Source organism: Rhodocaloribacter sp., from assembly GCF_056451265.1.
Genome location: NZ_JBWOPL010000082.1, coordinates 1 through 11,318 on the forward strand (window position 1 = coordinate 1; position 11,318 = coordinate 11,318).

10 protein-coding genes are annotated in these 11,318 nt (G+C 64.3%); 6 read left to right on the plus strand and 4 right to left on the minus strand.

All coding sequences use genetic code 11. From position 1 onward, the window contains the following. Positions 1-410 precede the first annotated feature (410 nt). Positions 411-3,440, plus strand: coding sequence for a BPTD_3080 family restriction endonuclease (locus tag AC1HIY_RS14440; RefSeq protein ID WP_479577500.1), 3,030 nt, complete (start codon positions 411-413; stop codon positions 3,438-3,440). Positions 3,441-3,449: 9 nt separating this feature from the next. Continuing rightward, positions 3,450-6,335: a site-specific DNA-methyltransferase gene (locus AC1HIY_RS14445; protein WP_479577501.1), complete on the plus strand. Its 2,886-nt coding sequence runs from the start codon at positions 3,450-3,452 to the stop codon at positions 6,333-6,335. Between the two features lie 19 nt (positions 6,336-6,354). Here the strand turns inward: AC1HIY_RS14445 and AC1HIY_RS14450 are convergent, their stop codons facing one another. Beyond that, a complete protein-coding gene (locus tag AC1HIY_RS14450) occupies positions 6,355-6,576 on the minus strand; it encodes a hypothetical protein (protein WP_479577502.1) in 222 nt (73 codons plus the stop codon). Between the two features lie 165 nt (positions 6,577-6,741). Here AC1HIY_RS14450 and AC1HIY_RS14455 point away from each other — a divergent pair, with 165 nt between their 5' ends. From AC1HIY_RS14455 to AC1HIY_RS14470, 4 genes are read left to right on the plus strand one after another with little or no spacing between them, the layout of a single operon-like run. After that, positions 6,742-6,876, plus strand: coding sequence for a hypothetical protein (locus tag AC1HIY_RS14455; protein ID WP_479577509.1), 135 nt, complete (start codon positions 6,742-6,744; stop codon positions 6,874-6,876). Further along, complete coding sequence (dcm, locus tag AC1HIY_RS14460; RefSeq protein ID WP_479577503.1) at positions 6,873-7,925, plus strand: DNA (cytosine-5-)-methyltransferase; 1,053 nt, start codon at positions 6,873-6,875, stop codon at positions 7,923-7,925. Before AC1HIY_RS14455 ends, dcm begins: the two co-directional genes overlap by 4 nt. Then, a complete protein-coding gene (locus AC1HIY_RS14465; protein WP_479577504.1) occupies positions 7,918-8,400 on the plus strand; it encodes a very short patch repair endonuclease in 483 nt (160 codons plus the stop codon). The genes dcm and AC1HIY_RS14465 overlap by 8 nt, the downstream gene beginning before the upstream one ends. 34 nt (positions 8,401-8,434) lie before the next feature. Next, positions 8,435-9,610: a type II restriction endonuclease gene (locus tag AC1HIY_RS14470; protein ID WP_479577505.1), complete on the plus strand. Its 1,176-nt coding sequence runs from the start codon at positions 8,435-8,437 to the stop codon at positions 9,608-9,610. Between the two features lie 13 nt (positions 9,611-9,623). Here AC1HIY_RS14470 and AC1HIY_RS14475 read toward each other — a convergent pair whose 3' ends face one another. From AC1HIY_RS14475 to AC1HIY_RS14485, 3 genes are all read right to left on the minus strand, one after another. Further along, entirely contained in the window at positions 9,624-9,863 is a 240-nt protein-coding gene (locus AC1HIY_RS14475; protein WP_479577506.1) for a hypothetical protein, read from the minus strand. Positions 9,864-9,874: 11 nt separating this feature from the next. Further along, positions 9,875-10,537 (minus strand): structural protein P5, encoded by a 663-nt coding sequence (locus AC1HIY_RS14480; RefSeq protein WP_479577507.1) that lies wholly within the window; start codon positions 10,535-10,537, stop codon positions 9,875-9,877. Between the two features lie 68 nt (positions 10,538-10,605). After that, on the minus strand, positions 10,606-11,073 hold the full coding sequence (locus AC1HIY_RS14485) for a GTA baseplate fiber-binding domain-containing protein (protein WP_479577508.1): 468 nt from the start codon (positions 11,071-11,073) through the stop codon (positions 10,606-10,608). Positions 11,074-11,318: the final 245 nt, after the last annotated feature.

An 11,318-nucleotide genomic window follows, 5' to 3' on the forward strand; every position in this document is an offset into this window, starting at 1 on the left:
CTGGTGCGCCCGGCAGGATTCGAACCTGCGACCCCCGGATTAGGAATCCGCGATTTTGCGCCGTATTTCAATGGGTTGTTAGACCGCTTTCCAGCCATGCAGGCTCGGAACGGACCGCAATATGGCCAACCAGAAGTTTAACGGCGCCCACCTGCTCCGTCTCATTCGCCCCGGCACGCGCGCGCCTGCTCGCGCATGACGTGGTAGTCTTCGAGTCTCTCGGATATGGGCCGCTTGCCGGGGGACAGTGCGGCTCACTGCTTGTCCGTTTGCGATAAGAGGGGTGAACCCCCTTGACGGAAGCCGCTGGTGGGCGAGAGTTGGCAGCGGCATGACGGGCTGGCCGGTGTGCAGGCTGCATGAGCGCGCCTGACCGGTGGGCTGCGCGCCTGCAAGGTAATGGGCATAACATGCCGGACTTCTTCGCCGATCCGATCCTGAACTCCCCCTACGAATACCCCTCGAGGCACTGGGAACTCGACGAACAGGGCCAACCGACGGGAAGGATACTGGAGACCCGACGTCCCTGTCGACTGATCACGCCGATACCGCAGCCCAAGAAAAAGGGCCGTAGGAAGAAGCCCGAAGGACAGGCCTTGCTCGATATCGGCATTGAAGGGCTGACGCACGACGAACAGCAGTACGATCCCGCGCCCATCATCAACGAGATCCGTGACTACGTCGATCGGTGGCGACGGTTGCCGAGCGACAAATGGAATGTCGCACCGGAAACCAAGCGGCTCCTCGAACACTGGCGGAACCTCGCTCTGGACGAATTCCGCCCTTTCTTCTGCCAGATCGAAGCGGTGGAAACCGCCATCTGGCTCCACGAGGTCGCGCCACAGAACCCGGCGACCAAGAAGTTCCGAAGCTATCTGGAAGCAGCGAACGAGAGCGCCAATCCGGACCTGTTCCGGCTTGCCCTCAAGCTGGCGACGGGTGCCGGCAAGACGACCGTCATGGCAATGCTGATCGCCTGGCAGACGGTCAACGCCCTTAGGCATCGTGGCAGGAAGCGCTTTTCCCGCTCGTTCCTGATCGTCACCCCGGGCATCACCATCCGGGACCGCCTGCGGGTGCTGCTGCCGAACGATCCGGAAAACTACTACGAGCGCCGGCAGCTCGTACCGGCCGACATGCTCCAGGCCATCCGTCAGGCGCGGGTCGTGATCACCAACTACCACGCCTTCCGTCGCCGCGAACGGCTGCAGCTGGCGAAGGGCACTCGGCAGGTCCTCCAGGGGCGGGATGCGGAACCCGTCGAAACCGTCGAAACCGAGGGCCAGATGCTCCAGCGGGTCGTCGGCGACCTCATGGGCGGCGGTCCCATCGTCGTGATCAACGACGAGGCGCACCACTGCTACGACCAGAAGCCGCAGGAGGACGGAGCACCGAAGCTCAAGGGCGAGGAACGCGAAGAGGCGGAGAAGAACAACGAGGCGGCACGGATCTGGATCAACGGCCTGAAAGCAATCCAGAAGCACGTGGGCATTCTCCCGATCTATGATCTCTCGGCGACCCCCTTCTTCCTGCGCGGTTCGGGCTACGCCGAGGGAACGCTGTTCCCGTGGACGGTCTCGGACTTTTCACTGATGGACGCCATCGAGTGCGGCATCGTCAAGCTGCCGCGGGTCCCAGTCGCCGACAACGTGCCTAACAGTGAAATGCCGAAGCTCCGCAACCTCTGGGAGCATATCGGGCATAAGATGCCCCGCAAGGGACGGAAAAAGGGCGGCGCAGCGCTGGATCCCCTAAGCTTGCCGAACGAGCTCCAGACGGCCCTGTACGCGCTTTACTCCCACTACGAGAAGACCTTCGAGGCCTGGCAGGAGCAAGGCATCCCGGTACCGCCGGTGTTCATCGTCGTGTGTAACAACACTGCCACATCCAAGCTTATCTACGACTGGATCGCGGGATTCCACCGGCGGAGAGAAGACGGCACCAGCGTCTTCGAGCAGGGGCGACTGGAGCGCTTCCGCAATTTCGATGATGCGGGAAACCGGCTGCCCTATCCGAGGACGATCCTCGTCGACAGCGAGCAGCTCGACTCGGGCGAGGCGCTCTCGCCCGAATTCAAACAGGTGGCGGCGGACGAGATCGAGCGGTTCAAGGACGAGATCCGGAGGCGGAGCGGTGACTTGCGGGCTGCGGAGAAGCTGAGTGACGCGGACATCCTGCGCGAGGTCATGAACACCGTCGGCAAGCGGAGGCGGCTCGGCGAGCAGGTGCGCTGCGTCGTGTCGGTCTCCATGCTCACGGAGGGCTGGGACTGCAATACCGTGACCCACATCCTCGGGGTGCGGGCCTTCGGCACCCAACTCCTCTGCGAGCAGGTGGTGGGACGGGCCTTGCGCCGCTACAGCTACGAGGCGCGGGAGGATGGCAGGTTTCCTGTCGAATACGCCGACATCCTCGGCGTGCCCTTCGACTTCACGGCCAAGCCCGTCATCGCGCCGCCGAAGCCGCCGAAGCCCACCACCGTCGTCCAGGCGGTGAGCCCGGACCGCGACGCCTGCGAAATCGTCTTCCCCCGGGTGCGCGGCTACCGTGTGGAGCTGCCCGAGGAACGGCTGGAGGCATGGTTCGGCCCCGACCATACCTTCGAGCTCACGCCCGAGATCGTCGGACCGGCCATCACCCACAACCGCGGCATCATCGGGGAGGGCGTGGACCTGCGTCCCGAGACGCTGGAGCAGGTCCGGCGGCAGACGGTCGCGTACCATCTGGCGAAGCACCTGCTGCTGACGCACTTCCGGGAGGCCGACGAACCGCCGAGGGCCCACCTCTTCGGCCAGCTGCTGCGGATCGTGCGGCGCTGGCTCGACGGAGGACACCTCCGCTGCCGCGGAGACACCTTCGAGGCGCAGGCGCTCTACCTCGACGTCGCGGATCGCATCTGCGAACGCATCTACGCCGGCATCGTCAGGACGTCCGGCCGGAGCCGGCTCAAGGCCGTCCTCGACCCTTACAACCCGAAAGGATCCACGCGGTTCGTGAACTTCCGGACGTCGAAGCAGAGCCTGTGGGAGACCGACCCGCGAAAGTGCCACGTGAACTACGTCGTGTGTGACAGCGACTGGGAAGCGGAGTTCTGCCGGGTGGTCGAATCCCACCCGCGGGTCCTCGCCTACGTCAAGAACCACAATCTCGGCTTCGAGGTTCCCTACCGTGTCGGCTCGGAGGTGCGCTCGTACCGGCCCGATTTCATCCTTCGCATCGACGACGGCCGGCCGGATCCGCTCAACCTCGTGGTCGAGGTCAAGGGCTTCCGCAACGAGGACACGAAGGAGAAGCAGCAGGCGATGGAGACCTACTGGGTTCCGGGGGTGAACAACCTCGGCCGGCTCGGCCGCTGGGCGTTCGCCGAATTCCGGAGCCTCTACGACATGTCCAACCAGTTCGACAGGTTCGTCCGGCAGTTCCTGAATTGTGCGGCGTGAGGCGGCACCATGGCGAGGAAGATCCAGTCCCTGCGGCACTCCGAGGCGAAGCGGGTCAACATCCCCACGGCCGAGTTCGAAACGTTGATCGAGGATCAGGAGAGGAGCCCGATCCGCGTCGCCTACGAGCGGCGCAACCGCGATCTCGATCCCCAGCTCGTCTGGAGCGGCAAGGACGAACAGGATCTGCGGGATCTGATCGTCGACGCGCCACCGCTCTTCATCCACGAGAAGATCCATCCGCAGGCCATCATCGAAGGCCTGCGCCGGTACAGCCGCGAGCTGAACGGCGGAGACGACGCTCCCATCCCAGACCTCTTCGCCGACTTCAACGGCCTCGACGATCCCAAGGCGAAGATCGAGTTCTACCGCCACGAGGCCAACTGGACCAACCGCATGATCCTCGGGGACAGTCTCCGCGTCATGGCCAGCCTCGCCGAACGTGAAGGCCTGCGCGGCAAGGTCCAGTGCATCTACATGGACCCACCCTACGGCATCCGCTTCAACTCCAATTTCCAGTGGTCCACCACCTCACGGGACGTGAAGGACGGCGATCTCTCCCACCTCACCCGCGAACCGGAGCAGATCAAGGCCTTCCGGGACACCTGGAGGCACGGCATCCACTCCTATCTGTCGTACCTGCGGGACCGCCTCACGGTCGCCCGGGACCTGCTGCACGAGAGCGGCTCGATCTTCGTGCAGATCGGCGACGAGAACGTGCATCGAGTAAGGTGCTTGCTTGATGAAGTGTTTGGAGATGGCAATTTTATTTCTATGATCGCCTTTTCTAAGACGACAGGCTTTTCCTCAAGCTTGATCGCTAATGTTAGTGATTACATTCTTTGGTATGCCAAAGACGCAAATCGTGTTAAATATAGACCAATCTACGATAAAAAGCGCACGGGCGAGTCGGGCGCATCTAAGTATAAGTCGGTAACACAAATTTCGTCTTCACAGTTTCTTCCTATTGTTAATTTGTCTCTTCTTGCGACGTCAGATCAGATGACGTCGCAGGGAGAGACAAAATCTGTTGATCAAGCTGTAACTATCTATGGTATTGTTTGGAGGCCTCGCGAAGGGTTGCATTGGAAAACATCTGTTGAAGGTATTTACCGGCTGGCGAGAGCATCTAGAGTCCTTCATGAGGGAAAGTCTTTGCGTTTCTTGAGATTTCTCGATGATTTACCCTCTCACGAGATTAATAATTTGTGGAATGATATTGGAGGGGTACAGAGTCGCACAGATCCTAAAATATATGTTGTTCAAACTGCAACAGAGGCTATCAAACGATGCATACTGATGACTACCGACCCAAGTGACCTTGTGCTCGACCCCACCTGTGGCTCTGGAACGACGGCGTATGTCGCGGAGCAGTGGGGACGCCGCTGGATCGTCATCGACACCTCACGCGTGGCGCTGGCGCTGGCGCGGGCTCGTCTGATGGGGGCAAGGTTTCCATGGTACCTTCTCAAGGATAGCCCCGAAGGTCTGCGGAAGGTCGCGGAGATCACCGGCAAACCCGTAGAAGACAAGGCCGTCTTTGACCGTGTATCGCACGGTTTCGTGTGCGAGCGGGTTCCTCGCGTTACCCTCCGTTCGATCGCGCACAACGCCGAGATCGACGTGATATGGGAGAAGTGGCAGCCTAAGGTGGAGCAGGCCCTTGCGGATCTGAATGCCGCGCTGCGGGAGCATCCGGTTCCCTTCGAGGTGCGAAATGGCGGACGCAGGGGGATAAAGATTGACTTCCGGGCTCCGGAGGATGCCCGACACAGGCTGCCCTGCGGTGACGAGGTGCCGGCGTGGGCGCTGCTGGAGTGGGAGGTGCCGCGCGACTTCCCGGAAGACTGGCCCGAAAAGGCCCGTGAGCCGTTCGAACGCTTCTGGGAGGCCCGCATCGCCAGGCAGAAGGAGATCGACGCCTCCATCGAGCGGAATGCCGAACAAATCGAGCTGGTCGACCGACCGTACGTGGATCCCTCGCGCATCCGCGTGACGGGGCCCTTCACGGTGGAGAGCCTGTCGCCGGTGCGAAGCGCCGGCGCGAACGAGGAGGGTGAGTTCGCGCTACCCAGACTCGAGGAGGCCGGGCCGGGCTACCGTTACGAGGGCGAGGTGGAGCCCCGCGACTTCGTCCAGTTCGTGCTGGAGCAGCTTCGCAAGACCGGCGTGACGCAGGCCCACAAGGAAGACCGCATCCGCTTCGAAGCGCTTGAGCCTTGGCCGGGCGAGCTCGTCTGTGCCGAAGGACGGTACACGGAAGGCGAGACCACGCGTCGTGCGGCCATCATGATCGGCCCGGAGTATGGCACCGTCTCCCGTGCCGACCTGGTGGAAGCCGCCAGGGAAGCCGCCGAGGCGGGGGTCGACGTGCTGATCGCCTGTGCCTTCAGTTTCGAGGCGCAGGCGGCCGACCTGCAGAAAATCGGAAAGGTCCCCATCCTGAAGGCCCACCTCAACCCCGAGCTCCATCTCGGCGAGCTGGATACGAAGAACGCCGCCATCGCCGTCGTCTTCGGCGAGCCGGACGTGGAGATCGAGGAACTCGAAGACGGGCGTATCCAGGTTCGGATCAAGGGCGTGGACATCTTCGACCCGAGAAGCGGCGAGGTCCGCTCGCACGGGCCCGATGGCATCGCCTGCTGGTTCGTCGACACCGACTACGACGGCGAGAGCTTCTTCGTCCGGCAGGCCTTCTTCCCCGGGACGATCGCCGATCCGTTCCGCGCCCTGAAGGCCACGCTCAAAGGCGAGATCGACGAGCAAGCCTGGGAGTGCCTCAGGCGCACGGAGTCGCTGCCCTTCCCCAAGCCGTCCACGGGGCGAATCGCCGTCAAGGTGATCAACCACTTGGGCGATGAGGCGATGCGGGTCTTCAGGGTTGGCAACTCCTGAGCAATGCGCTCGTCTTTTCCTACTTGGAGCACGCCCGCGCCTGCTGGCGCATGACGTGGTAGTCCTTGAGCATCTCGACGATGGCGGAGTCGGGTGGCAGAAGCTCCAGCTCCTTTGCCGCGCGTGCGAGGAAGGCGCGGTCGTACTCGACGACCGGTGGGCAGGGCGGCGGCGCTGCGGGCACCGACGCGCAGCCGGCGAGCAGAAGGGTTGTGGCTGCGGCGGCCACGGCAGTTTTCATGGGCGGCTCCTGGTTGCTTGGGAACACGTTCCGTCTCGACACTCCGGCCTGAGGAGCGCATGGTGCTGTTGGCTGAAGCACGGTGCGACAGGGTGACTCATGGCGTTGTCGCCAGGCCGAAAGCGGATCACGATCACGCTTGATGAGACCGAGTACCGGGAGCTGATGGCGCTTGCGGAGGAGGCGGGGCTGTCAGTGTCGTGGCTTGGCCGGCAGGCCGTCAGGGATTTTCTGCGGCGCTGGCGGGAGGGCGCACTGCAGCTTCCCCTCCCGCTCTCGCGGCCCGGGAGGAAAGGATGAGCGCGCGCTTCACGTTCGTGGACATCTTTGCCGGGATCGGTGGCATGCGCATCCCGTTCGAGGAGCTCGGCGGAGAGTGCGTGTTTACGTGCGAGATCGACCGGTGGTCCCGCAAAACGTACGAGGCGAATTTCCGCATTGACCACGAATTCGCGGCGGACATCCGAGAGGTCCATGAGCGTGACGTGCCGCCGCACGATCTTCTGCTCGCCGGGTTCCCGTGCCAGCCCTTTTCGATCGCCGGCGTCTCGAAGAAGAACGCGCTCGGCCAGCCCCACGGCTTCCGCTGCACGACGCAGGGGACCCTGTTCCATGATCTGGCGCGCATCATCCGTCATGCACGCCCCAAGGCGTTCCTGCTGGAGAATGTGAAGCACCTTCTGCGGCACGACCGTGGGCGGACGTTCCGGATCATCCGGGACGTGCTGACCGGCGAACTGGGTTACGACGTGCATGTTCGCGTGCTCGACGCGAAGCCGTGGGTCCCCCAGCACCGGGAGCGCGTGTTCATCGTCGGGTTCCGCGATCTCACGTTTTTCGATTTTGACGCCCTCGAGGTCCCCCCGGAAAACGAATGGCCTACCCTGCGCGCGATCCTCCATCCGGAGGACGGCAGCGAGGCTCCTGACCGCTACATCGAGGGACCGGAGGGGCGCGTACTGGAGAAATACACGCTCACACCGCGGCTGTGGGAGTACCTTCAGGACTACAGGCGCAAGCACAGGAGCGCGGGGAACGGGTTTGGATACGGTCTCTTCGGCCCGGATGATGTCGCGCGCACGCTCTCGGCCCGGTATTACAAGGACGGGTCCGAGATCCTGATCCGCCAGGAAGGGCGCCGTCCGCGGCGTCTGACCCCGCGCGAATGCTCGCGCCTCATGGGGTTCGAGCGCCTCGGCGGCCGTCGGTTCGAGATCCCCGTTTCGGACACGCAGGCGTACCGTCAGTTTGGGAACGCCGTCGTGGTGCCCGTGGTGAGGGCGATTGCGCGGATCCTCGTCCCGGCTCTCCTTGACATGCAGGCGGCCCCCGCGAAGCGCGTTGCCTGACATCGTCGATCCCGCGACCCGAAGCCGGATCATGAGCCGGATCCGGTCGCGGGACACGAAAATGGAGGTCCTGCTCCGGAAGGAGCTGTGGAAGCGCGGCTTCCGTTACCGGAAGCACCCGAAGCACGTGCCTGGCAGGCCGGACATCGTTCTCCCGAAGTACCGGGCCGCCATCTTCTTCAACGGCTGCTTCTGGCACGGGCACGACTGTCCTCTGTTCCGGATGCCCCGCACCCGCCGGGATTTCTGGGAGGCCAAGATCCGCCGCAACCGGGAAAGGGACGCCGCCGTCAGGCGCCAGCTCGAGGCGCAGGGCTGGCGTTGGTGCGTGGTGTGGGAGTGCGCGCTTCGCGGAAGGGGCAGAATGCCTCTGGACACGCTCGTCCGTGAGCTGGAAAGATGGATCGCGGGATCTGAGCCATCTTGCGAAATCCGCGGGCAGGGCACCGTTGACGACACAGAGGCGCGAGCTTGAGCGATGGCTGGTGGGGCAGGACTGCCGGCACGCGGTGTTCTACGTCAAAAGGCTTTCCGCCAACGACACGGGACTTACCGGCGCTAACCAGGTCGGCCCCTACATTCCGAACGAGGTCGGCCGCGCGGCGTTCCCGAACCTGCCGTGGGAGGTTCGGAGCAACGATCAGCTTTGCATCCGGCTCCGGATCGTTTCGCATGGACTGGAGCGGATGGCCGTATTCAAGCGCTACCACCGCAGGAAACATGAGTGCCGCGTGACGCAGGTGCGTTTCCGCGGCTGCCGCTCGCCTCTTCTGGATCCCGAGCGCACAGGTTCGGTGGCCGTTTTCCGCTTTGTCAGGGATGCGTCCGACGTCGACGCCGATACCCTCGAAGTATGGATATGCGAGACTGAAGACGAGGAGGAGCTGCTCGCGCAGTGGTTTGGGCGGCCGATTGATCCGGGCACCGCATTCTGGATGTACGCCGATCACGTGGAGGCCGTCCGCCGCCGCCGGCCGCCAACGGAAGGGGCCGCGAGGAAAGCGGCCCTCGAATGGCGGATACCCCGTGAATGGCTTGAGACGTTCCCAAGGCCGTCGGAGCTGCTCGAAGCGGCAGTGTCATGCGTGCGGCCGTCCGAACCGGCGGATGCCGTGCTCCTGGCGCGTCGCGTCGCGGAATTCACGCTGTTTTCGCGTGTCGAAAGCGCGTTCATCATGCGGCGTCTCGACAAAGGATTTGAGAACGCTGAGGAGTTTCTCGCGTTCGCCAACAGCATGCTGAACAGACGTAAGTCCAGATCGGGGCTTTCCCTTGAGCTGCACATCGAAAGACTTCTTATTGAGGCCGGCCTGTCCCCCGGCGTTCATTTCGAGCGCGGGCCGCTGATTGATGGCCGCAGCAGGCCGGATTTTCTCTTTCCGAACGTCGCGTCCTATGAAGACCCGAGCTATCCCGCGCACATGCTGAGAATGCTGGCCGCAAAAACGACGGTGAAAGAGAGATGGAGGCAAATTCTCCATGAGGCAGCGAGGATAGCTGAAAAACATACTCTTACGCTGGACGAGGGAATAGGGCATGATCTGCTTCATGAAATGTTCGGCAAAGGGCTGAGGCTTGTGATACCTGCCCCCCTGCACGAAAAATACGCGCCATCAGACAGACACATGCTGATAAGCGTTCAGAAATTTATGAATGACCTGAAGGAGCTCTACCTGCATGCATGAACTGTGCGACTGATCAGTATGACCCGTCGAGCATGCTCCTTGAGAGGTCGTCGCGCGTCCGTGGTCTTTCCCGGTACGCATCGAGCTGCCTGTTGCGTACTTCGATGGCGTGACGGAGCTGCTCCACCCGTTCCGCCCTCCGCCCCGCCCGCCGGGCGCCGAGCAGCACCGCGAGCACCGTGGCCGCCGCCGCAAGCCAGCCAAGCAGGCCGAGCGCGCGGCGTAGCAGCCACGAGCGCAGGAGCGGCCACACGATGCCCCACATCAGCGCAGCCCCCGGCGCCGGTCGTCCCAGCGGGCCCACACCACGACGCCGATGCCGGCGAGCACCAGCGCGAGCATGACCCAGCGGGCGAGGCCCAGGTAAGGCACGAGCTGCGCCACCGCGCCCTGCGCCTGGGCGAGCTGGTCGCGCAGCGTCTCGAGCGCCCCGGCGGCCACGGTGCCTCCCGCCGCGACGCGCGCGCCGCGTACCGTGCGGGTCTTCCCCAGCGGACGCTCGGGCGGCTCCACGCCGGCGAGCACCAGCGCCTTGTCGATCTGGGCGTCGGTGTAGGGCTGGATGCCGTTCTCGTACTCGATCATGGCCACCAGCACCGGCCGCAGGTGTTCGAAGCGGTGGAAGTCGAGCCGCTCGTCGGGCCCGAAGCCCGTGCGCGCGGCCACGAACGCCACGTAGGCCCCGGTGTCGTTCTCCGAGGGCGGCGCCCAGATGCGGATGAGCTTGCGGATGGTGTCGGCGCCGCGGCGGTCGAAATGCGCGATGACGAGCCGGGCGCCGGCGCGGATCCCCCAGACGGGCGTGGCGAACTGCTCGAACTCGCCGTCGGTGTTCTTCTCGGGCGGGATCCGCCCCTGCCAGCGGTTCTCGGGTACGAGCCGGATGTTGAGCGGGTTGTGGTTGCGGATGCCGCGCGGCACGGTCATGGCATGCCTCCGGATATGCAAAGGGCCGCCCGAAGGCGGCCCGGTGTGGTCGGGATGCGTGGTGGCGGTCAGAGCGGATCGGTCTCGGCCAGGCGGCGCTCGATCATGCGGTCGAGCTTGCGCTCGATGGCGCCGAGCCGGTCGATCAGCCGCTCCTCCATCACGCGGAGGTGGTCATTGGGCACGTAGGTGCTGGCCACGTGCACCTTGTAGGTGGCGAGCTCCTCGCGCAACGCCCGCAGGTCGCGCTCGACCACGGCGCGGTGCTGCAGGATCAGCCACGGCAGGCTCCGGAGGATGAAGGTGCCGTCCGGGTTCGGGATGACATCCCAGAACTGGACGATCTCCGGCTCGCCGTTGGCCTTGAGCACCAGCGCGGCGTTGGCGCCGTTCAGCATCTGCTCCTGCGTCACGGACGCCAGCCGGTCCTCGCCGGTCACCATCGCGACCACGAGCCCGTTCGCCTCGTCCGTCGCGAAGGGTAAGCGCGGCGCGCCGAGGGCGTTCGCCGTCACGCCCCAAGCAGCTTCCTCCATCACCTCCTGCACTGGCGGCGGGCCCGCTTGAGCCGTCTTCGCCGGCCGGCTAGCCTGCCCTCCCCTGTGTCCCGTGTGTCGCCGGTCACGGTCGGCACGGGCCGGGAGGTCCGGTGGAGAGGTGTCGCATGGCAGGACGATCCGGCGTGCCCGCAGCGGGCGATCTGTGGGGCAAGTTCCTGGCAATGGAGCAGGGCGGGCCGGCCTGGCTGCCGCTCGTCGACCATGCCGCCGACGTGGCGGCC

Excerpts from the sequence above, each read along its gene's own strand:
- AC1HIY_RS14440 (WP_479577500.1), top strand. The coding sequence starts at position 411 with ATGCCGGACTTCTTCGCCGATCCGATCCTGAACTCCCCCTACGAATAC.
- AC1HIY_RS14445 (WP_479577501.1), top strand. The coding sequence starts at position 3,450 with ATGGCGAGGAAGATCCAGTCCCTGCGGCACTCCGAGGCGAAGCGGGTC.
- AC1HIY_RS14450 (WP_479577502.1), bottom strand. The coding sequence starts at position 6,576 with ATGAAAACTGCCGTGGCCGCCGCAGCCACAACCCTTCTGCTCGCCGGC.
- AC1HIY_RS14455 (WP_479577509.1), top strand. The coding sequence starts at position 6,742 with ATGGCGCTTGCGGAGGAGGCGGGGCTGTCAGTGTCGTGGCTTGGCCGG.
- dcm (WP_479577503.1), top strand. The coding sequence starts at position 6,873 with ATGAGCGCGCGCTTCACGTTCGTGGACATCTTTGCCGGGATCGGTGGC.
- AC1HIY_RS14480 (WP_479577507.1), bottom strand. The coding sequence starts at position 10,537 with ATGACCGTGCCGCGCGGCATCCGCAACCACAACCCGCTCAACATCCGG.
- AC1HIY_RS14485 (WP_479577508.1), bottom strand. The coding sequence starts at position 11,073 with ATGGAGGAAGCTGCTTGGGGCGTGACGGCGAACGCCCTCGGCGCGCCG.